25 protein-coding genes are annotated in these 22,044 nt (G+C 70.8%); 22 read left to right on the forward strand and 3 right to left on the reverse strand.

Translation table 11 applies throughout. From position 1 onward, the window contains the following. The 9 genes from QH270_RS23390 to QH270_RS23430 form a co-directional block, all read left to right on the forward strand. Positions 1 to 412, forward strand: a 412-nt coding sequence (locus QH270_RS23390; protein ID WP_280346195.1) for a TIGR02611 family protein, incomplete at its 5' end; no start/stop codon positions are given. Continuing rightward, positions 409 to 1,017, forward strand: a complete 609-nt coding sequence (locus tag QH270_RS23395; protein ID WP_280346197.1) for a (2Fe-2S)-binding protein — start codon at positions 409 to 411, stop codon at positions 1,015 to 1,017. The genes QH270_RS23390 and QH270_RS23395, both read left to right, overlap by 4 nt. 95 nt (positions 1,018 to 1,112) lie before the next feature. Further along, positions 1,113 to 3,176: a threonine--tRNA ligase gene (thrS, locus tag QH270_RS23400; RefSeq protein WP_280346198.1), complete on the forward strand. Its 2,064-nt coding sequence runs from the start codon at positions 1,113 to 1,115 to the stop codon at positions 3,174 to 3,176. Next, a complete protein-coding gene (locus tag QH270_RS23405; protein WP_280346200.1) occupies positions 3,173 to 3,727 on the forward strand; it encodes an HIT family protein in 555 nt (184 codons plus the stop codon). The genes thrS and QH270_RS23405 overlap by 4 nt, the downstream gene beginning before the upstream one ends. Before the next feature lie 5 nt (positions 3,728 to 3,732). Next, a complete protein-coding gene (gene pgsA, locus QH270_RS23410) occupies positions 3,733 to 4,416 on the forward strand; it encodes a phosphatidylinositol phosphate synthase (RefSeq protein WP_280346201.1) in 684 nt (227 codons plus the stop codon). Next, a complete protein-coding gene (locus QH270_RS23415) occupies positions 4,413 to 5,336 on the forward strand; it encodes a phosphatidylinositol mannoside acyltransferase (RefSeq protein WP_280346202.1) in 924 nt (307 codons plus the stop codon). The genes pgsA and QH270_RS23415 overlap by 4 nt, the downstream gene beginning before the upstream one ends. Next, positions 5,333 to 6,457 (forward strand): glycosyltransferase family 4 protein, encoded by a 1,125-nt coding sequence (locus tag QH270_RS23420; RefSeq protein ID WP_280346204.1) that lies wholly within the window; start codon positions 5,333 to 5,335, stop codon positions 6,455 to 6,457. Before QH270_RS23415 ends, QH270_RS23420 begins: the two co-directional genes overlap by 4 nt. Then, positions 6,457 to 7,503: an NUDIX hydrolase gene (locus QH270_RS23425; RefSeq protein ID WP_280346236.1), complete on the forward strand. Its 1,047-nt coding sequence runs from the start codon at positions 6,457 to 6,459 to the stop codon at positions 7,501 to 7,503. The genes QH270_RS23420 and QH270_RS23425 overlap by 1 nt, the downstream gene beginning before the upstream one ends. Positions 7,504 to 7,670: 167 nt before the next feature. After that, positions 7,671 to 8,882, forward strand: a complete 1,212-nt coding sequence (locus QH270_RS23430; protein ID WP_280346206.1) for a winged helix DNA-binding domain-containing protein — start codon at positions 7,671 to 7,673, stop codon at positions 8,880 to 8,882. Positions 8,883 to 8,962: 80 nt separating this feature from the next. On the opposite strand, the gene QH270_RS23435 is transcribed toward QH270_RS23430, so the two are convergent. Beyond that, the gene (locus tag QH270_RS23435) at positions 8,963 to 9,817 is read right to left on the reverse strand and encodes a helix-turn-helix domain-containing protein (RefSeq protein ID WP_280346208.1); all 855 of its coding nucleotides are present in this window, start codon (positions 9,815 to 9,817) and stop codon (positions 8,963 to 8,965) included. A gap of 86 nt (positions 9,818 to 9,903) precedes the next feature. On the opposite strand from QH270_RS23435, the gene QH270_RS23440 reads away from it, so the two are divergent. From QH270_RS23440 to QH270_RS23465, 6 genes are all read left to right on the forward strand, one after another. Then, complete coding sequence (locus QH270_RS23440) at positions 9,904 to 10,323, forward strand: SgcJ/EcaC family oxidoreductase (protein WP_280346209.1); 420 nt, start codon at positions 9,904 to 9,906, stop codon at positions 10,321 to 10,323. Positions 10,324 to 10,595: 272 nt separating this feature from the next. Beyond that, entirely contained in the window at positions 10,596 to 11,780 is a 1,185-nt protein-coding gene (locus QH270_RS23445; RefSeq protein ID WP_280346211.1) for a Cmx/CmrA family chloramphenicol efflux MFS transporter, read from the forward strand. A gap of 150 nt (positions 11,781 to 11,930) precedes the next feature. Then, entirely contained in the window at positions 11,931 to 12,851 is a 921-nt protein-coding gene (pdxS, locus tag QH270_RS23450) for a pyridoxal 5'-phosphate synthase lyase subunit PdxS (protein ID WP_186817437.1), read from the forward strand. A gap of 202 nt (positions 12,852 to 13,053) precedes the next feature. After that, positions 13,054 to 13,788 carry a sulfite exporter TauE/SafE family protein gene (locus QH270_RS23455; RefSeq protein ID WP_280346213.1) on the forward strand — a complete coding sequence of 245 codons (735 nt, stop codon included), beginning with the start codon at positions 13,054 to 13,056 and terminating at the stop codon, positions 13,786 to 13,788. Positions 13,789 to 13,900: 112 nt separating this feature from the next. Further along, positions 13,901 to 14,683 carry an inositol monophosphatase family protein gene (locus QH270_RS23460; protein ID WP_280346215.1) on the forward strand — a complete coding sequence of 261 codons (783 nt, stop codon included), beginning with the start codon at positions 13,901 to 13,903 and terminating at the stop codon, positions 14,681 to 14,683. Positions 14,684 to 14,937: 254 nt separating this feature from the next. Next, entirely contained in the window at positions 14,938 to 15,435 is a 498-nt protein-coding gene (locus QH270_RS23465) for a hypothetical protein (RefSeq protein ID WP_280346217.1), read from the forward strand. Positions 15,436 to 15,492: 57 nt separating this feature from the next. On the opposite strand, the gene QH270_RS23470 is transcribed toward QH270_RS23465, so the two are convergent. Further along, entirely contained in the window at positions 15,493 to 16,104 is a 612-nt protein-coding gene (locus QH270_RS23470) for a hypothetical protein (RefSeq protein ID WP_280346219.1), read from the reverse strand. Between the two features lie 79 nt (positions 16,105 to 16,183). On the opposite strand from QH270_RS23470, the gene QH270_RS23475 reads away from it, so the two are divergent. The 3 genes from QH270_RS23475 to QH270_RS23485 all read left to right on the forward strand — a co-directional run bounded on the left by QH270_RS23475 (position 16,184) and on the right by QH270_RS23485 (position 18,517). Next, positions 16,184 to 17,005 carry an acyl-CoA thioesterase gene (locus QH270_RS23475; protein WP_280346221.1) on the forward strand — a complete coding sequence of 274 codons (822 nt, stop codon included), beginning with the start codon at positions 16,184 to 16,186 and terminating at the stop codon, positions 17,003 to 17,005. Between the two features lie 44 nt (positions 17,006 to 17,049). Next, the gene (pdxT, locus tag QH270_RS23480; protein ID WP_280346222.1) at positions 17,050 to 17,670 is read left to right on the forward strand and encodes a pyridoxal 5'-phosphate synthase glutaminase subunit PdxT; all 621 of its coding nucleotides are present in this window, start codon (positions 17,050 to 17,052) and stop codon (positions 17,668 to 17,670) included. Between the two features lie 91 nt (positions 17,671 to 17,761). Continuing rightward, a complete protein-coding gene (locus QH270_RS23485; RefSeq protein ID WP_232999677.1) occupies positions 17,762 to 18,517 on the forward strand; it encodes a YebC/PmpR family DNA-binding transcriptional regulator in 756 nt (251 codons plus the stop codon). A gap of 58 nt (positions 18,518 to 18,575) precedes the next feature. Here QH270_RS23485 and QH270_RS23490 read toward each other — a convergent pair whose 3' ends face one another. Next, complete coding sequence (locus tag QH270_RS23490) at positions 18,576 to 19,070, reverse strand: SRPBCC domain-containing protein (protein ID WP_280346223.1); 495 nt, start codon at positions 19,068 to 19,070, stop codon at positions 18,576 to 18,578. A gap of 102 nt (positions 19,071 to 19,172) precedes the next feature. Here QH270_RS23490 and QH270_RS23495 point away from each other — a divergent pair, with 102 nt between their 5' ends. The 4 genes from QH270_RS23495 to ruvB all read left to right on the forward strand — a co-directional run bounded on the left by QH270_RS23495 (position 19,173) and on the right by ruvB (position 22,028). Beyond that, the gene (locus QH270_RS23495) at positions 19,173 to 19,682 is read left to right on the forward strand and encodes an O-acetyl-ADP-ribose deacetylase (protein ID WP_280346224.1); all 510 of its coding nucleotides are present in this window, start codon (positions 19,173 to 19,175) and stop codon (positions 19,680 to 19,682) included. Positions 19,683 to 19,764: 82 nt separating this feature from the next. After that, a complete protein-coding gene (ruvC, locus tag QH270_RS23500) occupies positions 19,765 to 20,334 on the forward strand; it encodes a crossover junction endodeoxyribonuclease RuvC (protein ID WP_280346237.1) in 570 nt (189 codons plus the stop codon). Next, positions 20,331 to 20,930, forward strand: coding sequence for a Holliday junction branch migration protein RuvA (ruvA, locus tag QH270_RS23505; RefSeq protein WP_280346225.1), 600 nt, complete (start codon positions 20,331 to 20,333; stop codon positions 20,928 to 20,930). The genes ruvC and ruvA overlap by 4 nt, the downstream gene beginning before the upstream one ends. 3 nt (positions 20,931 to 20,933) lie before the next feature. Beyond that, positions 20,934 to 22,028 (forward strand): Holliday junction branch migration DNA helicase RuvB, encoded by a 1,095-nt coding sequence (gene ruvB / locus QH270_RS23510; protein ID WP_280346227.1) that lies wholly within the window; start codon positions 20,934 to 20,936, stop codon positions 22,026 to 22,028. Positions 22,029 to 22,044: the final 16 nt, after the last annotated feature.

Raw genomic sequence — 22,044 nt, forward strand, 5'->3', positions numbered from 1 at the left:
GGGGGGGGGGGGCTTCACGGAGCGCTGGCGCGCCTTCCGCGCCGGGATCGAACACCGCCCTACCCTGAACCTCGGCTACCGGATCGCCGTCGGCGTGGTCGGTGGGCTGGTATTGCTGGTCGGGATCGTCACGATCCCGTACCCGGGACCCGGCTGGGCGCTGGTGTTCGCCGGATTCGGCATCCTGGCCACCGAGTTCGTCTGGGCCCACCACACCCTCACCTGGGTGCGGGGCAAGTACCGGATCGTCATGGACTGGTACACCTCCCGTGGCTGGACGATCCGGATTCTCGGCGCGGTGGCCACCTTCGCCCTCGTCGTGGTGACGCTGTGGCTGCTCGGCACGTTTTCGATGGTCGCAGGGTGGATCGGAGTCGATTGGCCATGGTTGCGCAGTCCCCTGATGTCGTGAGCGCCGTCCCCGGACGCCTGCTCACCGATCCCGCGTGGATCTCGGCCCGGATCGGTGAGATGAGCCGCGCCTGGGGCACCGACGCCGCCCGCGTCGGCGGCACGCTGTGGTGGTGCATGGTCGCCTCCGCGCTGGTCGAGCAGATCACCCGCGCCTACGCGGCGGGCGCGCCCGCCCCGATCGCCGCGCTCGACGACCTCGACTGCGAGGTCAGGCCCGACGGCGGCGTCGAACACGTGCGCTTCCGGTCCACGAGCGCGCCGGACGCGGCCGAGGCCGTGGCCGTCGCGCTGCGCGAGACCCTGACCGCCGTGATCCACCAGGTGGCCGCCGTGTCCGGGGCGGGCGTGCCCGCGCTGTGGGCCGTGGTCGCCGACGCGATCGGCAATCGGGCGCTCGACGCGGGCGCGGGCGAGGCCGGGACACGGCTGGCCGCGGAGGTCGGCGGGCGCCTGCCCGCGCCGCGCTTCGTCACCGTCGGCGAGCGCACTTTCGTCAAGCGGATCTCCTGCTGCCTGGTCTACGAGGTGCCCGGCTGCCAGATGTGCACCAGCTGCCCGAAGCGTCCCGCCGCCGAGCGCGCGGCCCTGCTCGCCGAAGCCTGATCCGCGCGACCGGAAATCGCGCGGTGGCGGGCCGCCAGTAGGATCGTGCACGCGTGGGAAGACCCACGCCCACCGACGTCAAGGAGAGCATTCCCGTGACCACCTCTGCACCCATCAGTCCAGTCGCCCTCGTCCGGGTGCCGGCGGGGACTACCGCGGGCGCGGCGGTGCGGGAAGCGGGGCTGCCGACCAAGGGGCCCGACACGATCGTGGTGGTCCGCGACGCCGAAGGCGCGCTGAAGGATCTGTCCTGGATTCCGGACGCCGACGTCGAGGTCGAGCCGGTCGCCGCGAACACCGAGGACGGCCGCAGCGTGATCCGCCATTCGGCCGCGCACGTGCTGGCCCAGGCCGTACAGCAGGAGTTCCCCGACGCCAAGCTCGGCATCGGCCCGCCGATCAAGGACGGCTTCTACTACGACTTCCGCGTCGACCGGCCCTTCACCCCCGAGGATCTGGCCAAGCTGGAATCGCGGATGAAGAAGATCGTCAAAGGCGCGCAGCGCTTCTCGCGGCGCGTGGTGGAGATCGACGAGGCGCGGGTCGAACTGGCCGAGGAGCCGTTCAAGCTCGAGCTGATCAGCGACAAGTCCGGCATCGACGACCCCGAGATCATGGAGGTCGGCGGCAACGAGCTGACCATCTACGACAACCTGGACCCGCGCACCGGCGAGAAGATCTGGGGCGACCTGTGCCGCGGCCCGCACATCCCCACCACCAAGTTCATCCCCGCCTTCAAGCTGACCCGCAGCTCGGCCGCCTACTGGCGCGGTGACCAAGACCGCGAGGACCTGCAGCGCATCTACGGCACCGCCTGGGAGTCCACCGAGGCGATGGACGAGTACCTGCATTTGCTGGCCGAGGCCGAACGCCGCGACCACCGCAAGCTGGGGCTCGAGCTCGACCTGTTCAGCTTCCCCGACGAGCTCGGCTCGGGCCTGCCGGTGTTCCACCCCAAGGGCGGCATCATCCGCAAGGAGCTCGAGGAGTACTCGCGCAGGCGCCACATCGACGCGGGCTACGAGTTCGTCAACACTCCGCACATCACCAAGGGCCATCTGTTCGAGGTCTCCGGTCACCTCGACTGGTACCGCGACGGCATGTTCCCGGCCATGCACCTCGACGCCGAACTCAACGACGACGGCACCGTGCGGAAACCCGGCCAGGACTACTACGTCAAGCCGATGAACTGCCCGATGCACAACTTGATCTTCCGCGCGCGCGGCCGCTCCTACCGTGAGCTGCCGCTGCGGCTGTTCGAGTTCGGCTCGGTGTACCGCTACGAGAAGTCCGGCGTGATCCACGGCCTGACCCGCGTGCGCGGCATGACCCAGGACGACGCGCACATCTACTGCACCAAGGAGCAGATGCACGCGGAGCTCACCACCACCCTGCAGTTCGTGCTGTCGCTGCTCAAGGACTACGGGCTCGACGACTTCTACCTCGAGCTCTCCACCAAGGACCCGAAGAAGTTCGTCGGCTCCGACGAACTGTGGGAGGAGGCCACCGAGACCCTGTCGAAGGTCGCCTCGGCCTCGGGCCTCGACCTCGTGCCCGATCCGGGCGGCGCCGCGTTCTACGGCCCGAAGATCTCCGTGCAGGCCAAGGACGCGCTGGGTCGCACCTGGCAGATGTCGACCATCCAGCTCGACTTCAACCTGCCCGAGCGGTTCGACCTGGAATACACCTCCTCCGACGGCACCAAGCAGCGTCCGGTGATGATCCACCGCGCCCTGTTCGGCTCGATCGAACGGTTCTTCGGCGTGCTCACCGAGCACTACGCCGGCGCCTTCCCGGCCTGGCTCGCGCCGGTGCAGGTCGTCGGTATCCCGGTCGCGGAGAACTTCGCCCCGCACCTGGACGCGGTGATCGAGCGGCTGCGCGACGCGGGCGTGCGCGCCCAGGTCGACCGCAGCGACGACCGGATGCAGAAGAAGATCTTCAACCAGACCGCGCAGAAGGTGCCGTTCATGCTGCTCGCCGGCGCGCGCGACGTGGAGGCGGGCGCGGTGAGCTTCCGGTTCCGCGACGGCAGCCAGGTCAACGGCGTGCCGGTCGACGACGCCGTCGCCACCGTCCTGGCCTGGATCGGCAACCGGGAGAACACCTCGCCGACCGCCGACGGGTTCGACGTGGTCTCCGCGGCGGTTCCCTCATGAGTGACAGCTTCGCCCCGGAAGCCGGGTCGATCGTCGACAACGGGGCGGGCCAGCCGGACCGGCTGCAGCGACTCTGGACGCCGTACCGGATGTCCTACATCACCGGCGAGGTGAAGCCCAAGGACGCCACCGGCCACCCGTTCACCGACATCCCGAAGATGTCGGACGAGGACGGCCTGATCATCGCCCGCGGCGAACTGGTCTACGCGGTGCTCAACTTGTACCCGTACAACCCGGGGCACATGATGGTGGTGCCGTACCGCCGGGTCGCCGACCTGGAGGACCTGACGACCGCGGAGAGCGCGGAGCTGATGGCCTTCACCCAGCAGGCCATCCGGGTGATGAAGCGGGTCTCGCGGCCCGCCGGGTTCAATGTCGGGCTCAACCTCGGCGGGGTGGCCGGTGGTTCGCTGGCCGACCACCTGCACCAGCACATCGTGCCGCGCTGGGGTGGGGACGCGAACTTCATCACCGTGGTCGGTGGGGTGAAGGTGATGCCACAGTTGTTGCGCGAGACGCGGCAGCTGCTGGCGGAGGCGTGGGAGGAATAACAACCGTGCTCAGCTTCTTCGGCCGCCAGACGTTTGCGAAAGCGACTGCGCCGCTGGGCAAAGCGCTCGTCGGGACGGGGCTCACCCCGGACGCGATGACACTGATCGGTACCACCGCGACGATCGCCGCCGCAGTGACCCTGTTCCCGTCCGGACATCTGTTCTGGGGAACCATGGTCATCTGGCTGTTCGTCATGTTCGACATGCTCGACGGCGCCATGGCGCGGGCACGTGGCGGCGGCACGAAGTACGGCGCCGTCCTCGACGCCACCTGCGACCGGGTGGCCGACGGCGCGATCTTCGGCGGCCTGGCCTGGTGGGCGGTCTACCACGAGCACAGCAAGTCGCTGTTCGCGGCGACGCTGGTCGTGCTGGTCACCTCGCAGGTGATCTCGTACGCCAAGGCACGCGCCGAGGCCAGCGGCCTCTCGGCCGACGGCGGGCTGATCGAGCGCCCGGACCGGCTCGTCATCGTGCTGGTCGGCGCCGGGCTCACCGGCATCGGCGGGCACTGGGGCATCGACTGGCTCACCTGGGCCGTGTACGTGGCGATGTGGGTGCTGGCGGTGCTCAGCATCGTCACGGTGTTCCAGCGGGTGCTGGCGGTGCGCAACTCGCCGGGCGCGCGGGTCGTCATCCCGCCCGCCGCGGCGCCCGCGCCGGATCCGGCGGAAGGATCGGCGCCGTGACCCTCACCGAACGGCTGAGCGACTGGGGATACGCCGCGGGCTGGCGGCTCGTGCGTTCGGCGCCGGAAGGCCTGGTGCGCAAGGTGTTCGACTTGGGCGCCGATCGTGCCGTCAAGGACGGCGGGCCCGTGCAGTTGCGGCGCAACCTGGCCCGGGTGCTCGGTGTGCCGCCCGAGCAGGTGCCCGAGGACCTGTTGCGCGCCAGCATGCGCTCCTACGCCCGGTATTGGCGCGAGGCGTTCCGGCTGCCCAGCATGGACCACACCACGATCGACTATCACGTCGGCGGTCTCGAACATCTCGACGCGGCCCTCGACGACGGGCGCGGTGTGATCCTCGTGTTGCCGCACTCCGGCAACTGGGACATGGCGGGCGTCTGGCTGGTACAGCACTACGCCACGTTCACCACGGTGGCGGAACGGCTGAAGCCGGAATCGCTGTTCGAGCGGTTCGTCGCCTACCGGGAGAGCCTCGGGTTCGAGGTGTTCCCGCTGACCGGTGGTGAGCAACCTCCGTTCGCGGCGCTCGCCGAGCGCCTGCGGCAGAACCGCATCGTCTGTCTGATGGGGGAGCGTGACCTGACCGGCAAGGGCGTGCCCGTCGACTTCTTCGGCGAGCGCACCTGGCTCCCTGCCGGCGCGGCGAAGCTGGCCATCGAGACCGGCGCGTCGTTGCAGCCCGTCCACGCCTGGTTCACCACCGAGCCCGACGGCACCGAGGGCTGGGGCCTGAAAACCAGTGCGCCACTGGATGTCTCCGGTGGCGTCGCGGCGACGACGCAGCTGCTGGCCGACCGGTTCGCCGCGAACATCGCCGAGCACCCGGCCGACTGGCACATGCTGCAACCGCTGTGGGAAGCCGACCTCTCCCCGGAACGGCTGGCCCGGATCGCGGCCAACCAGTCGGGTGGCGTGCGGTGAGGATCGGCATGGTCTGCCCGTACTCGTTCGACGTCCCCGGCGGCGTGCAGGCCCATGTGGTCGAGCTGGCCAGGGTCTTCCTCGAACGCGGTCACAAGGTGAGCGTGCTCGCGCCCGCGTCCGACGACACCCCGCTGCCCGATTTCGTGGTGTCGGCCGGTCGCGCGGTGGCCATTCCCTACAACGGGTCCGTGGCGCGGCTCTCGTTCGGCCCGATGGCCTACACCCGCATCCGGCGCTGGATCGACAGCAACGACTTCGACGTGCTGCACATCCACGAGCCCAACGCGCCGAGTCTGTCCATGCTGGCCCTCAAGATCGCCGAGGGCCCGATCGTGGCCACCTTCCACACCTCGACCACGAAGTCGTTGGTGCTGAGCACCTTTCAGGGCGTGCTGCGGCCGTACCACGAGAAGATCAGCGGCCGGATCGCCGTGTCGGAACTGGCACGGCGCTGGCAGGTCGAGGCGCTCGGCTCCGACGCGGTGGAGATCCCCAACGGCGTCGACGTCTCGGCCTTCGCGCGCGGACCGCTGCTCGACGGATATCCGCGCGCGGGCAAGACGGTGCTGTTCCTCGGCCGCTACGACGAACCACGCAAGGGCATGGACGTGCTGCTCGGCGCGCTGCCGACGCTGGTCGCCCGCTATCCCGACGTCGAGATCCTCATCGTCGGGCGCGGTGACGAGGACCGGTTGCGCCGGGAGGCGGGCGGCAACGCCGGGCACCTGCGCTTTCTCGGCCAGGTCTCCGACAGCGAGAAGGCCGCCGCGCTGCGCAGCGCCGACGTGTACGTGGCGCCCAACCTCGGCGGGGAGAGCTTCGGCATCATCCTGATCGAGGCCATGGCGGCGGGCACGCCGGTGGTCGCCAGCGAACTCGACGCGTTCCGGCGGGTGCTGCGCGACGGGACCGCGGGCCTGCTCACCCCGATCGGCGACTCCGCCGCGCTGGCCGCCGCGATCGACAGCGTGCTCACCGACGACGAGACCCGCGAGCGACTGGTCCGCACCGCGACGCAGGTGGTCGCCGAGTACGACTGGCCCGTGGTGGCCGAGCAGATCCTGCGGGTCTACGAGACCGTCACCGTCGGCGACAACCGCGTCAGGGCCGCCGGATGATCACCTTCTCCGCGACGACGGTCCTCGTCCTCGGTCTGATCGCGCTGCTCGTGCTGGCCCTCGGCGTGTGGGCCTACTCCACCGCCAACCGGCTCGACCGCCTGCACGTGCGCTCCGATCAGTCCTGGCAGGCCCTCGACGCCGCGCTCGCCCGGCGCGCGGTGGTGGCGCGGGCGGTGGCGATGGCCATCGGCGGTCCGGTGAGCACCGATCCGCACCGCGCCGACAAGGCCGCCCAGCTGGCGTCGCTGGCCGATCGGGCCGAGCGTGCCGACCGGCGGGAGCGGGAGACCGTCGAGAACCAGCTCTCCGCGGCGTTGTCGCTCGTCGACATCGATCAGCTGCGCCCACAGCTCGTCGCCGAACTCGCCGACGCCGAGGCCAGGGTGCTGATCGCGCGCCGCTTCCACAACGACGCCGTGCGCGACACCCTCGCCCTGCGTACCCGCAGGCCGGTCCGGGTCCTGCACCTGGGCGGTACCGCGCCGCTGCCGGAGTACTTCGAGATCACCGAGCGGGCCACGCCCGCCGCGTCGACCGGGCTGGAGGTGCACACCACCCGCACCTCGGCGCGGGTCGTGCTGCTCGACGAACAGGACCGGGTGCTGCTGCTGCGCGGCCACGATCCGGTGCTGCCCGAGGTGGCGTTCTGGTTCACCGTCGGCGGCGGCGTGGAGCCGGGGGAGAGCTTGCGCGAGGCCGCCGTGCGCGAGGTCTACGAGGAAACCGGCCAGCGGGTCGACCCGGCCACCCTGCGCGGTCCGGTGTGGCGGCGCGTGGCGGTGTTCCCGTTCAACGGCGAGATCATCCGGTCCGAGGAACTGTTCTTCGTCCTGCGGGCCCCACGGTTCGAATGGCGCCCGGCCGATCTCACCGCGCTCGAGCGGCGCACGATCACCGACCACCGCTGGTGCACCGCCGCCGACATCCGCGCGCTCGACGCGCAGGACGAGGCGGTCTACCCGTACCACCTCGACGAATTGCTGGCCGAGGCCGTGGCGGCAGCGGCCGACGACACCGAACCCGTCGTACGCTCGATCCGCTGAGAGCTCGACGATATCGGTGCCGCGTCCGCGCGGGACCGGAGGCACGCACAGACGACGACCCTGACTCGTCGCGCCCGGTATCGGCCGTAGCCTTTCGGCCGGGTCGCCCGGTCCGTCATCCGGGCGGACGAAGGATCGGTACCGAAGCGACGGTCGGGAGGCGTTCGGTGACAGGACGGAACAGCGCGGCGACCGTGTCGGCGGGCGAGGTGATCGGGTTTCGGCTGCGCGCGCACCACCTCACCACTCGACGCCCTGCCGGCGATCTCCTCGCGGTCGCGGCCGCGTGCGCGGTGCAGAACAGTCCACCCGGGTCGGCGCTGCTCGCCCTGCACGCCAGGGCCCGCGACGTCACGGCGGAGCACGTCGACCGGTTGGTGGCGGACGAGAAGTCGCTGCTGCAGACCTGGAGCCTGCGCGGGGCGCCGTTCTTCTTCCCGACCGCCGACGCGCCCGTCTTCACCACCGGTGTCCTGCCGCCCACCGAGGACGGGCGGTTGCACCTCATCGGCGGCGTCGAACAGGCATTGCGCACGCTGGATCTGGGCCTGGACGAGGTCGTCGACCGCACCGCCGAGGCGACCGGACCCGCGCTGTCGGGTCGAGCGCTGGCCGTCACCGAACTCGGCGCGGAGATCGCCGCACGCGTCGCGGGCACGCTGACCAGGGCGCGCCGGGCGGCGTGGGAGGCGCCGGGGCCCTACGGCGCGAATCAACCGCTGGGGGAGGCCGTCGTCCACTTCTGCCTGCGGATCCTGACACTGCGCGGACTCCTGTGCCTGGCGCCGCGCAGCGAGAACTCGGCGCCTTTCGTCCTGCTCGACGAATGGCTGGGCGATCCGCTGCCCGAGACCGATCCCGGCCGAGCGCGCGCCGCGCTGCTGCGCCGGTACCTGCGCTGCTACGGGCCATCGACCCGCAAGGATTTCGCCGCCTGGGTCGGGATCGGCAGCAGGGACGCGCAGCCCTGGTGGGAGGCGATCGCCGATGAACTCACGCCCGTCGATGTCGACGGGCGCCGGACCTGGATCCTCACCGAACATGCCGACGACCTGCGATGGGCCGACGTCCACGGGGTACGACTGCTGCCCCCTGGCGATCCGTATACCCAGATGCGGGACCGCGCCACGATCGTCGACCTGAAACACCAACGCGCGGTGTGGAAATCGGTGGGCGCGCCCGGCGCGGTGCTGGCCGACGGCGCCATCGCGGGCACCTGGCGGCCCCGCAAGCACGGCCGCACCCTGACCGTCACCGTCACGCTGTTCGCGCCGCTGCGCTCCGCGCTCCGCACCGCATTGCGCGAGGAAGCGCGACACGTGGCGCAGCTGCGCGGCGCCGATCAGGCACACGTCGAATTCGACCACGAGTCGGACTAGACGAGCAATTCCCACGATGACGGCCTCGTGGCGTTGAGGCTGCTCAGGGCCGCCTGCCACCTACCGGCTGTCCAAGGTGGTCACGCGAGGACATCGGGACGCAACGGGGTCGACCAGTCGTAGGGTGCGGTCGCGTCGAGAGCGCGCAGGGTGGTCGCGGTGTGGTCGTCGAGGGGATAGAAGAGTTCGACGGCGAGTTCGGCGAGGGTCACGTCGGCCGGGGCGCCGAAGGTGACCATGGTGCTGAACAGGCGGAGTTCTCCGGCGGGGGTGTCGATGCGCAGCGGGACCGCGAACGGGCCGACCGGGATCGGGGCGGAGCACGCCGAGTCGTCCGGTGGGACGGGGTAGGCGCTGACCTCGTCGTAGAGGGCGCGCAGGACCGGGTCGCCGGTGGCCCGGACCTGGCGCAGCAGCCGTTCGAGCAGATAAGTGCGGACCTCGGTGAAATTGACCATGCGGACTTGGGCGTCCGGCGGGTCGGGCGTCAGGGCGAGGCGGTAGACGTTGGCGGGTCTGCCGTCGGACGCGGCGGGCACGGCGTCACCGAACAGGCCCATCGCCCGGTTGGTGCTGACCACGTTCCAGTGCCGGTCCACCGCCACCGCCGGATACGGTTCGTGTGCGGCCAGCACGGTCGCCAAGGCGGTCCGGGCGCCGTCGGAATCGGTGTCGTCGAGCCCGGTCTCGCGATACTCCGGGGCGAAACCGCCGGCGAGCAGCACCGTATTCCGTTCGCGCAGCGGCACATCCAGTGTCTCGCACAGCTTCAGGACCATCGCTCGGCTCGGCATCGCCCGGCCGGTCTCCACGCACGACAGGTGGCGCGTCGAGCTGTCGGCCGCCAGGGCGAGTTCGAGCTGACTCAACCGCCTGAGCTGTCGCCACTCGCGCAGCAGCGCACCGACGGGACTGTCTCGGACCGGACTGTTCACCGTGCCAGGGTAGGCCCGCCGCGTCATCGGCTCCATGACCCCGGAGGTCATTGAGCCGATGACCCACCGCTGCCAGCGTGGTGCGCATGACAACCGAGAGCACACACGACCACACCGCGACCGCCGAGCAGGCGGTGCTCGACCTGCTTCACCGCCAGATGGAAGCCTGGGCCGCCGGGGACGGCGCCGCCTTCGCCGCGACCTTCACCGAGGACTGCGATTTCGTCTCCGTCATCGGGGAATTCATCCGGGGCCGTGCGGAATTGGCGGTCGAGATGCAGCGCGGGTTCGACGGGTTCATGCGCGGCACCCGGCTGGCCGAACCGCTCCGGCGCACCCTTCGTTTCCCCACCCCCGAGACCGCCGTGCTGATCACGATGACACCGCGGCCGGCGCCCCCGGACGCGCCCGCCGGACCCGAACGGTCGATCCAGACCAGGGTCGCGGTGTGCGAGGCGGGGCGGTGGCTGTTCACGAGCTTCCACAACACCCCGGTGCGGGCCTGAGGCGTGGTACCCGTGGCCGCGATATCCGCTGGATCGTGGTGGCCCACCCCGGTTACAGTGGCGGCGTGAATTCTCCGGAGGCGTCCAGAAGGTAGCCGTCCGGCCTGCGGGCCGGGCGGCGTTGTGCGCGTGCGTGCCCCACCGGATCGGTGCGGCACGTCTCGTCGGCGACGCCGGATAGCCGTTCCTCGCGGCCGGGCCTCCTTGCCCGCCGCGTTCTCTCGGACATCTCGCGTGTGGCGGGGTGTCCCTGTCCGGAGAATGGATCACTCATGCCCATCGGGGTTTTCGTGCTCGCAGTCGCGGTGTTCGCGCAGGGCACATCGGAATTCATGATGTCGGGGTTGCTGGCCGGCGCCGCCGCCGACTTCGGCGTCTCGCTCGGCACCGTGGGGTTGCTGACCTCGGTGTACGCCGTCGGCATGGTGCTCGGCGCGCCGACGATGGCGGCCACCGCGGGCCGGTGGCCGCTGCGGCGTTCGGCCTGCACGTTTCTCGCGCTGTTCTGCCTCGCGCATCTTGTCGGCGCCGTCACCACGGACTTCACGGTCCTTGTCGGCGCGCGGGTGCTCGCGGCGATCGCCAACGCGGGGTTCCTGGCGACCGTGCTCGCCGCCCTGCCGGGGCTGGTCGGCTCGGTCAAGGTCGGGCGTGCCACCGCGGTGGTCGTGTCCGGGGTGACCGTGGCCTGCATCGCGGGCGTCCCGGGGGGAACGCTGCTCGGCCAGCTGTGGGGGTGGCGGTCCGCCTTCTGGGCGGTGGCGCTGGTGAGCGCCGCGGTGCTGATTCCGGTGGCCCTGCTCGTGCCACGGGACGGCAGCGGAGACGGGGCGCCGGAACGGTCGGTGCGGTCGGAGCTGGCCGTGCTCGGCGTGCGCGAGGTGCGGATCGCCGTCCTGGTCGGGGCACTGGTCAACGCCGCGACCTTCGCCGCGTTCACCTATCTCGGCGCCGTCGCCGCGCGGACCACCGGCGCCGACAGTCGCTGGGTACCGGTGGTCCTCGCGCTGTTCGGCCTCGGCTCCTTCGCCGGGGTCACGCTCGCCGGCCGCTACGGCGACCGCCACGGCCGCACGATCATCGCGGCCGGGACCGCCGCATCGGTCGGGGTGTGGGCTCTCGCCGCCGTGACCGCGCACACGATCACGGGCGTGGTGACCATGACGCTCGTCACCGGCGCCGTGGCGTTCGGGGTCGGCTCCGCCCTCATCGCGACGATCGTGCGGACCGCCGCGCCCGTGGCGCCGCGCCTCGCCGGCGCCCTGGCGACGACGGCGCTCAACCTCGGCGCGGTGCTGGGCCCGGTGGCGGCCGGCCTGGTGGTCGACGCGGCCGGAACCCCGGTCGCGGCCCTGTGGTGTGCCAGTGCGGCAGCCGCCATGGCCGCCGCGTTCGTCCTCGGCGACCGCGTCCGGACCGGCCGTGCGGACGCCGCCATGCGGGTCGACACGCACTGAGACCCGGGCCACTCGAGCAGGCCAGCGGCGGTCCGGAAACGGATCGCCGCTGGTCGTGGCAAGGCCAGTGGACCTCAACTGGCTATGAAGGCCGATTCGGGGCGGCTCTAGAATCGACGGTGTCCATCCCGAGCGACCTGATTGGCGCACATGACACAGGAGACAGCCGTGACTACGCCTGAGACCACCACCACCGTCGGCACCGCCCGCGTGAAGCGCGGCATGGCCGAGATGCTCAAGGGCGGCGTGATCATGGACGTGGTCACCCCGGAGCAGGCCAAGATCGCCGAAGACGCCGGCGCGGTGGCCGTCATGGCGCTCGAGCGGGTCCCGGCCGACATCCGCGCCCAGGGCGGCGTCTCCCGGATGAGCGACCCGGACATGATCGACGGCATCATCTCCGCCGTGTCCATCCCCGTGATGGCCAAGGCCCGCATCGGCCACTTCGTCGAGGCGCAGATCCTGCAGAGCCTCGGCGTCGACTACATCGACGAGTCCGAGGTCCTCACCCCGGCCGACTACGCCAACCACATCGACAAGTGGAACTTCACCGTTCCCTTCGTCTGTGGCGCCACCAACCTGGGCGAGGCTCTGCGCCGCATCACCGAGGGCGCGGCCATGATCCGCTCCAAGGGTGAGGCCGGTACCGGCGACGTCTCCAACGCCACCACCCACATGCGCACCATCCGCGCCGAGATCCGCCGCCTGACCTCGCTGTCGGAGGACGAGCTCTTCGTGGCCGCCAAGGAACTGCAGGCGCCCTACGAGCTGGTCCGCGAGGTCGCTCAGACCGGCAAGCTGCCCGTCGTCATGTTCACCGCCGGCGGCATCGCCACCCCCGCCGACGCCGCCATGATGATGCAGCTCGGCGCCGAGGGCGTGTTCGTCGGCTCCGGCATCTTCAAGTCGGGCAACCCCGAACAGCGCGCCGCCGCCATCGTCAAGGCCACCACCTTCTACGACGACCCGGACGTGCTGGCCAAGGTCTCGCGCGGCCTTGGCGAAGCCATGGTCGGCATCAACGTCGAGGAGATCCCCCAGCCCCACCGCCTCGCCGAGCGCGGCTGGTGAGCTGACACCACCGACCACCCAGGTCGACCGGCGGGCGTCGTGCGTGTGCACGGCGCCCGCCGCCGTCTGTGCTCAGCGCCCGTCGACACTCCCGCGCCCATCTCGCCGCCGTGATCGTGCCGCCACCCTGGCCGCCCGCATGGTCACCGCGCTGAGCTGAGGCCTGCATTGGTGCCGGATGGGCGTACCGTACAGTCGGTCTGTGACCGCGCTCGACTTCTCCTCGCTGGTCGTCGCGGGATTCTTCACCGGGCTGGTGGGTTTCGTCACCGGGATGGCCTCGATCGTCTCGTATCCGGCGCTGCTGGCCGTGGGCCTGCCCCCGGTCGCGGCCAATGTCACCAACACCGTCGCCATGGTGGCGGTCGGCGTGGGCGCGACCGCGAATTCGGGGCGGGAACTCGCCGACCGGGGAAGCACCCTGATCCGGTGGGCGGTGCTCGCGGCGATCGGCGGGTTGCTCGGCGCGCTCGCGCTGCTGGTGGCGCCTGCCGGCGCGTTCGAGGTCGTCGTCCCGTTCCTGGTCGCCGCCGCCTCGCTCGCACTGCTGGTGCAGCCGATCGTGCGCCGCCACGTGGGCGAACTCCAGTCGCCGTGGATCGTGCCCATCGGGATCTTGCTCATCTCCGTCTACGGCGGCTACTTCGGCGCGGGCGCCGGGGTGATCTACCTGTCGATGATGCTGCTGTGCACCTCCGAATCGCTGTGGAGCGCTTCGGTTCTCAAGAGCTTCCTGCTCGGCATCGCCAATCTCGTCGCCGCCGTCGGATTCGCGGCGTTCGGCCCGGTGCACTGGGGCGCGGCGCTCGCGCTCGGGGCGGGCGCCTTCGTCGGCGGGTGGTGCGGGCCGCCCGTGGTGCGCGTGATCCCGCCGAACGTCTTGCGGGTCGCGGTCGGCATCGCCGGGCTCGGCCTGGCCGTCTACCTGGCACGGTAGGAAACTCCCGCCGCCGACCGGCGACAGGATGCGGGTGACGTGTCACATTTCGTGACGTGATCGGTGCCGGACACGCCCGTCCGGCTACCGCGCCGGACGTACCGTGACAACGGTGCACCACACTGATGTCGAAATCGCTATCCGCGCAACAGAAGTCGCTTCGGAACTGATCCGTTCCGCGTACCTGGCACCCGTCACCCGCTATGCCAAGGACGGCGACGACTTCGCCACCCAGACCGACCTGGCGGCCGAGCGCGCCATCCTCGACGTCCTCGCCGAGGCGCGCCCCGGCGACGGGTTCCTCGGCGAGGAATCGGGGCTCACCGGAGCGGCGGGCACCGACCGCACCTGGCTGGTCGATCCGCTCTGCGGCACCCGCAATTTCGCGGTCGGCACGCCGTCGGTCGCGGTGAACGTCGCCCTGCGGACCGGATCCACGGTCACCGCCGCCGCCGTCGGCGCCCCGTTCGCCGACGAGGTGCTGTGGACCGAGGGAGACGGCGCCTTTTCCCGCCGCGACGGCGTCGACCTGCGATTACACCCGGATGCCGAGAACCGCCTGGTGGATGTCGATCTCGACGGCCCGTTTCCCTGGTCCACCCCTGCCAGATTGCTCGACGCTCCCGAGTTCATCGAGGCTTTCCATCCCCGGGTGTTGTCCACCTCGCTGCCCCTGGTCTGGGTCGCGGCGGGCCGCCGTGCCGCCTATGTCACCGGCGGCGATATCAGTGACAGCGTCCACTTCGCCGCCGGGATCGCCGTCTGCCGGGCCGCGGGATGCGTGGTCACCGGCCTGGCAGGACAGCCGCTGGACACCGCGCCGCACGGGCTGATCGCCGCCGCCGACGCCGGCACCCACGCCCGGCTGGTCGCCGCGATCGACGCCCTGCGCTGATATCCACGCCGGCCCGCGCCGACCGCCGCGCGGCGTCGGCGAGCTGCCGGTATCGCCGGTCGTGAATCACGGTGTGCTCCACGATGCCTGAGCGGTCGGTCAGCGGGATCACAGAGCATCGTGGCCCGGTTCTCAGAGTTTCCTCACCATCGCTGGGTAGCGTCCCGGCTGTGGCATCGAGGCCTGCGTCGTGTGCGCTGGTCCGTGCCGTCGCCCTCCGGGCGAGAACGCCGACCCGACGTAAGGACGAGTGGATGAAGTTTGGGAAGACCGGACGTGTCGCGATCGCCGGCCTGGCCGTGGTCGCCGCCCTGGGCCTGAGCGCCTGCAGCGACGACAAGGGCGACAAGCCCGCCGCCAAGACCACCACCAGTGCCAAGACCACCACCGCCGCGGCCGCGAATCTGCCTCCGGTGCCGACCGTCGAAGAGCTGAATCAGCAGCTCACGACCGCGCTGGATCCGTCGGTGCCCAATGAGCAGAAGCTGGATTTCGTGCAGGGTGGTGAGGCTGATCCCGAGTTGCCGAACCGGCTCGCGGTGGCCGCGCAGCAGGCCGGCGCCCAGGTGCAGGTCACCGAGGTGACCTCGTTCGGTGACAGTGTGAACGCGAAGGCCAACTTCACCATCAACGGTCAGACCAACGTGGTGGATGTGCCGTTCGTGGCCGAAGAGGGCAAGTGGAAGGTCCAGAAGTCGTGGGCCTGCACGATGTTGACCAATCTGGGTCAGCAGTCGGTCGCCTGCGCCTGACCGAACCCGCGAAAGCCCCGGCCCGACGGCCGGGGCTTTTCGTGTATCCGGGCATGGTCAATCGACGCGCAGCGCCGCACGGTCCGGATGATCCCAGCGCAGCGTCCAGGTGGCGGTCTCGGGATTCTCGGCGGCGTGCGCGCGCAGGGCCGGGAGCGTCCAGTGCTGGTCCGGCGGCGTGCGCCGCAGCCCCGCCTGATCGCTCAGTTCGAGCCGGAGGGTGAGATCGAAGTCGAGATCGCGCCCGAGCAGCATCGGCCCCGCCAGGATCAGCACGAGGTCGGCCTCGGCGTCGCGTACCGAGGCCCGCGCGGAGCGATCACGCTCCTCGTCCCACAGCGCGGGCAACCAGCGCCCGGCCGAGCGCATCGCGTCGAGGATCTCGCGGCGCACCCCGGCGTAATCGAACCAGGCTGTGCGGTAGGACCATTCGTCGTCCCGGCCGTACTCCATCCGCAAGGACGCCGGCCGCACGAACGCGTGCAGGGAGACCACCGCCGCCGAGCGGCCACGCGCGCGCAGTGTGTCGGCCATCAGATCGGCCAGCTCTACCGGGGCCGCCGCGTCGGCGCCGTCGACGGCGAGCACGCGCCGCCCCGGCAGCCCGGTCAGCCGGTCGGCGACGAGGCCGGCCAACGTCGTGGGGGAGGTGGGCGTGAACGACGGCATCGGCCTATCACAGCAAATTCCGGGCCGTCGCGCCGAGCCGGGCAGACCGGACAGTCGGCGACGGGATAATCTCGAGCGCATGGCGACTATCGAAGAGGCGCTCGAGATCGAGCAGCTGGAACGGGACATCTTCCGTGGTGCGGCCACCGAGTCCCAGCTGACGCGCACCTTCGGCGGTCAGGTCGCGGGCCGGGCCCTGGTCTCGGCGGTGCGTACCGTCGACCCGGCCTTCCAGGTGCACTCGCTGCACGGCTATTTCCTGCGGCCGGGCAACCCCGAGGAACCCACCGTCTACCTGGTCGAACGCATCCGTGACGGCCGCTCCTTCTGCACCAGGCGGGTCACCGGCGTGCAGGACGGACAGGCGATCTTCACCATGTCGGCCTCGTTCCACCGCGGTGACGAGGGCCCCGAGCACCAGGACGTGATGCCCGCCGTCGACGGGCCCGAGGACCTGCCCGACGCCAGCGTCAGCATGAGTCCCGAACGGCTCTGGGCGATGCGCGAATGGGAGCACTGGGACATCCGCGTGGTCCCCGCCGATCAGGTGATCACCCGCGACGGCGCCGTCTCCCAACAGCAGGTGTGGTTCCGGTACCGGCATCCGCTGCCCGACGATCCGATGTTCCACGTGTGCACCCTCGCCTACATGAGCGACATGACCCTGCTCGGCTCCTCGAAGGTCGCGCATCCCGGCGAACCCACCCAGGACGCCTCCCTCGACCACGCCATGTGGTTCCTGCGCCCGTTCCGCGCCGACGAATGGCTGCTCTACGACCAGTCCTCGCCCTCGGCCGGTTTCGGCCGCGCACTCACCGGCGGCAAGATCTGGGACCGCGCGGGCAACCTGGTCGCCGCGGTCGTCCAGGAGGGCCTGATCAGGACACCGCGCCACAAGTAGGCGTGAGCGGGCGCACACCGAGGCGCCTCGTAAGCTCAGCGCCTGTGAACGCATCCTCCGTTGCCGTCCGGCCGACCATCGGTGTCCTCGCGCTCCAGGGTGACGTGCGCGAACACGTTGCGGCGCTGGAGCACTGTGGGGCCGACGCGGTGCTGGTGCGGCGCGAAGCCGAGCTGGCCGCCGTCGACGGCCTCGTGCTGCCCGGCGGTGAGTCCACGGCCATCTCCAAGCTGCTGCAGGCCTTCGACCTGCTCGAACCGCTGCGCGCCCGGCTGCGCGACGGCATGCCCGCCTTCGGCTCCTGCGCGGGCATGATCCTGCTGGCCTCGGAGGTGCTCGACACCCGGCCAGACGCCCAGCACCTGTCCGGCATCGATATGACGGTGCGCCGCAACGCCTTCGGGCGGCAGGTCGACTCCTTCGAGACCGACCTGGACTTCACCGGTCTCGACACGCCGGTGCGGGCCGTGTTCATCCGCGCGCCCTGGGTCGAGCGGGTCGGTGACGGCGTCGAGGTGCTGGCCCGGGTGCCGCACGGCCCCGCGCAGGGCCGCATCGTCGCCGTGCGGCAGGGCAATGTCGTGGCGACCTCGTTCCATCCCGAGGTGACCGGCGATCTGCGGGTGCACGAACTGTTCGTCGACCTGGTTCGTTCGGCACGGTAACGCCCGCGTCCACGGGTGCGCGCGGTCCGAGTAGGCTGGATCGAGCTTGTCCGCCCGGGCAGACGCGCAACCGACCTGAAGGAAGTAGGGCATGAGCGGCCACTCCAAATGGGCCACCACCAAGCACAAGAAGGCGGGAATCGACGCCAAGCGCGGCAAACTCTTCGCCAAGCTGATCAAGAACATCGAGGTGGCGGCCCGCACCGGTGGTAGTGACCCTGCGGGCAACCCGACGCTGTACGACGCCATCCAGAAGGCGAAGAAGTCGTCGGTCCCCAACGACAACATCGAGCGCGCCCGCAAGCGCGGCGGCGGCGAGGAAGCCGGCGGCGCCGACTGGCAGACCATCATGTACGAGGGCTACGGCCCCAACGGTGTCGCCGTGCTGATCGAGTGCCTCACCGACAACCGCAACCGCGCCGCCGGTGAGGTGCGCGTCGCCATGACCCGCAACGGCGGCAACATGGCCGACCCCGGTTCGGTGGCCTACCTGTTCGGCCGCAAGGGCGTGGTGACGCTCGAGAAGAACGGCCTGTCCGAGGACGACATCCTCGAGCACGTCCTCGACGCGGGCGCCGAAGAGGTCAACGACCTCGGCGAGTCCTTCGAGATCATCAGCGAGCCCGGCGATCTGATCGCCGTGCGCAGCGCGCTGCAGGCCGCCGGCATCGACTACGACTCGGCCGAGTCCGGTTTCCAGGCCTCGGTCTCGGTGGCCGTCGACGTCGAGGGCGCGCGCAAGGTGTTCAAGCTGGTCGACGCGCTCGAGGACAGTGACGACGTGCAGAACGTCTACACCAATGTCGAGATCTCCGACGAGGTGGCCGCGCAGCTCGACGACGAGTGAGTTCGGCGAACGTCCGCACAGCCCCGGCCGGGAACGGCCGGGGCTGTGCGCGTTTCGGCTAGGCCGCGCGGTAGTACTCGGCCATGGCCGGGTAGTAGTCGGCGAAATCGGGGCGCGCCGTATTGGTGCAGGCGGCGACGAACATGTCGGCGTAGTACTCCCACCCCGGCCCGATCCGCGGGATCTCCGCCAGCTGGTACTCCGAGGTGAGGTGGTGCACCAGGCGTACCTCGGTGGTCGCGCCGGTGTCGAGCAGCGCCACCTCCAGCCGCCACACGCCGATCTGGTCGGTCGAGGAGAGACCGAGACGCAGCGGCGGGGTGCAGTCGTCGATGTGCATGGTGGTCCACGGCTGTCCCTCCTCGAACCGCATCCGCACCCGGATGGTGTTGCCCGCTCCCGGCTCGCCCTCCCAGGTGCCGTACCAGCCCTCGGTGAGATCCGGGTCGGTCAACCGTCCCCAGACCTCCTCGATCGGCAGCCCCAGCGACCGGACGATCACCAGGTCCCGGCCCTCGGGCGTCGACACGATCTCGCCGGTGGGTGTGGGCATGCGCGGTCCTCCTCGACTCGGTGGCGCGTCGATCTGCGACGATGTCGACGGTACGCCGATATCGGGTGGCTTCGGGCGCGGTGCGGTCAGCACAATGGACCGATGACGCGAATCGAGGCAGTGCGCGGGGACATCACCGAACAGCGGGTCGACGCGGTGGTCAACGCCGCGAACTCCTCGCTGCTCGGCGGTGGCGGCGTCGACGGCGCGATCCACCGCACAGGCGGACCCGAGATCCTGTCGGCGTGCCGTGATCTGCGCCCCTCGCGCTACGGCAAGGGCCTGCCGACCGGGCAGGCGGTGGCCACGACCGCGGGCCGCCTGCCCGCGCGCTGGGTGATCCACACGGTCGGCCCGGTCTGGTCGGCCACCGAGGACCGTTCCGCCCTGCTGGCCTCCTGCTACCGCGAATCCCTGCGCGTGGCAACCGAACTCGGCGCCCGCACGGTGGCCTTCCCGGCCGTCTCCACCGGCATCTACGGCTGGCCGATGGACGACGGCGCCCGCATCGCCGTCGAAACGGTGCGATCCGCCGACCCGAGTGTCGACGAGGTGCGGTTCGTCCTGTTCGACGACCGTGCGCTCGCGGTGTTCACCGCGGCGCTGGGTTAGCGCTTCCGTGTCGCTGATCGGCCCGCGCGGAGAAATGCTCTAGACTTTCGAACAATTGTTCGTGTCTTCGAAGGGGCTGCCGGTGCGGGTGATGGGCGTCGATCCGGGGCTCACCCGGTGCGGGCTCAGCATGGTCGACAGCGGGCCGGGGCGCAAGGTCGTCGCGCTCGACGTGGGGGTGGTGCGCACACCGGTCGACGCGGAGCTGGCGTTGCGGTTGATGGCCGTCGCCGACGCGGCCGAGCACTGGATGGACACCCATCAGCCCGAGGCCGTCGCCATCGAACGGGTCTTCGCCCAGCACAATGTGCGCACCGCGATGGGGACCGCGCAGGCGGGTGGCGTGATCGCGCTGGCCGCGGCCCGGCGCGGGATCAAGGTCGCCTTCCATACGCCCAGTGAGGTGAAGGCCGCCGTCACCGGCAACGGCACCGCCGACAAAGCACAGGTCACCGCGATGGTCACCCGGATCCTCGGACTCCAGGTCGCGCCGAAACCGGCCGACGCCGCCGACGCGCTCGCGCTGGCGATCTGTCATTGTTGGCGGGCGCCGCTGCTGGACCGGATGGCGGCCGCGCAGGCACAGGCGGACGAGGTCCGTCGCCGCTACGAGCAGCGGCTGGCCGAACAACGAAAGGTGGTGCGCCGGTGATCGCGTCGGTACGCGGCGAGGTGCTCGAGATCGCGCTCGACCATGTGGTGATCGAGGCCGCGGGGGTCGGCTACCGGCTCAATGTCACCCCGGCGACGCTGGCCGGCCTCACCCGCGGCGAGGACACCCGGCTGTACACGGCGATGATCGTCCGAGAGGACTCGATGACGCTGTTCGGCTTCGCCGACACCGAGGCCCGCGACCTGTTCGGCCTGCTGCAGACCGTCTCCGGCGTCGGCCCGAAGCTCGCGCTGGCCGTGCTGGCCGTCCTCGAACCGGAAGCACTGCGAAAGGCGTTGGCGGAGAGCAATGTCACCGCGCTGACCAGGGTCCCCGGCATCGGGAAGCGCGGTGCCGAGCGGATGGTGGTCGAACTGCGTGACAAGGTGAACCTGGTGCCGGTGCCCGCGGGCCCGCCCGGTGCGCAGGTGCCGCTCACACCCGTGCGCGAACAGGTCGCCGAGGCGCTCGTCGGCCTCGGCTTCCCGGCGAAACAGGCCGAACAGGCCGTCGACACGGTCCTGGCCGACCAGCCCGCCGCCACCACCTCCGTGGCCCTGCGCGCCGCTCTCGGCCTGCTCGGCAAGAACAGGTAGGTCATGGACGACGATTTCGAGCCCACCTTCGAGACCGAGGACCCCGCGCTCAGCGCCCAGTTCCTGCAGTCCGACGGCGAGACCGAGACCGGCCTGCGGCCCACCTCGCTCGACGACTTCATCGGCCAGCCCCGGGTCCGCGAACAGCTCGCGCTCGTCCTGCGCGGCGCGCGGCAACGCGGCGCCACCCCCGACCACGTGCTGCTGTCCGGCCCGCCCGGCCTCGGCAAGACCAGCATGGCGATGATCATCGCCGCCGAACTCGGTACCGCCCTGCGCATCACGTCGGGTCCCGCGCTGGAACGCGCGGGCGACCTCGCCGCCATGCTGTCCAACCTCGTCGAGGGCGATGTGCTGTTCATCGACGAGATCCACCGCATGGCCCGGCCCGCCGAGGAGATGCTGTACCTGGCGATGGAGGACTTCCGGGTCGACGTGGTCGTCGGCAAGGGGCCGGGCGCGACCTCCATCCCGCTCGACATCGCGCCGTTCACCCTGGTCGGTGCGACCACCCGGTCCGGCGCGCTCACCGGCCCGCTGCGCGACCGCTTCGGCTTCACCGGCCACATGGACTTCTACGACCCCGGGGAACTGCTGCGCATCCTGCAACGATCGGCCCGCATCCTCGGCGTCCGGATCGATCACGACGCCGCCGCCGAGGTGGCGGGCCGGTCCAGGGGCACCCCGCGCATCGCCAACCGCCTGCTGCGCCGGGTCCGTGACTTCGCCGAGGTGCGTGCCGACGGCGTGATCACCCACCCGATCGCGATGGCGGCGCTCGAGGTCTACGACGTCGACGCGCTCGGCCTGGACCGGCTCGACCGTGCCGTCCTCGGCGCGCTGGTGCGCGGCTTCGGCGGGGGACCGGTGGGCGTGTCCACGCTCGCGGTCGCCGTCGGTGAGGAAGCGGCCACCGTCGAAGAGGTGTGCGAACCGTTCCTCGTGCGCGCCGGGCTGGTCGCCCGCACGCCGCGCGGCCGGGTCGCGACCGCCACGGCCTGGGAGCACCTCGGACTGGTGCCGCCGCCGGATCTGGTCATCGGCGCGATCGAAGTGCGTGGGCGCGAACCGCACCCGACGATGGACCTGCTGGACTGAACCAGGTGGGCAGGCT

The sequence above is a fragment of the Nocardia neocaledoniensis genome (assembly GCF_029868625.1).
Classification (GTDB): Bacteria; Actinomycetota; Actinomycetes; order Mycobacteriales; family Mycobacteriaceae; genus Nocardia; species Nocardia neocaledoniensis_A.

Excerpts from the sequence above, each read along its gene's own strand:
- QH270_RS23405 (WP_280346200.1), top strand. The coding sequence starts at position 3,173 with ATGAGTGACAGCTTCGCCCCGGAAGCCGGGTCGATCGTCGACAACGGG.
- QH270_RS23440 (WP_280346209.1), top strand. The coding sequence starts at position 9,904 with ATGACAACCGAGAGCACACACGACCACACCGCGACCGCCGAGCAGGCG.
- QH270_RS23445 (WP_280346211.1), top strand. The coding sequence starts at position 10,596 with ATGCCCATCGGGGTTTTCGTGCTCGCAGTCGCGGTGTTCGCGCAGGGC.
- pdxS (WP_186817437.1), top strand. The coding sequence starts at position 11,931 with ATGACACAGGAGACAGCCGTGACTACGCCTGAGACCACCACCACCGTC.
- QH270_RS23465 (WP_280346217.1), top strand. The coding sequence starts at position 14,938 with ATGAAGTTTGGGAAGACCGGACGTGTCGCGATCGCCGGCCTGGCCGTG.
- QH270_RS23470 (WP_280346219.1), bottom strand. The coding sequence starts at position 16,104 with ATGCCGTCGTTCACGCCCACCTCCCCCACGACGTTGGCCGGCCTCGTC.
- QH270_RS23475 (WP_280346221.1), top strand. The coding sequence starts at position 16,184 with ATGGCGACTATCGAAGAGGCGCTCGAGATCGAGCAGCTGGAACGGGAC.
- QH270_RS23485 (WP_232999677.1), top strand. The coding sequence starts at position 17,762 with ATGAGCGGCCACTCCAAATGGGCCACCACCAAGCACAAGAAGGCGGGA.
- QH270_RS23490 (WP_280346223.1), bottom strand. The coding sequence starts at position 19,070 with ATGCCCACACCCACCGGCGAGATCGTGTCGACGCCCGAGGGCCGGGAC.
- QH270_RS23495 (WP_280346224.1), top strand. The coding sequence starts at position 19,173 with ATGACGCGAATCGAGGCAGTGCGCGGGGACATCACCGAACAGCGGGTC.
- ruvB (WP_280346227.1), top strand. The coding sequence starts at position 20,934 with ATGGACGACGATTTCGAGCCCACCTTCGAGACCGAGGACCCCGCGCTC.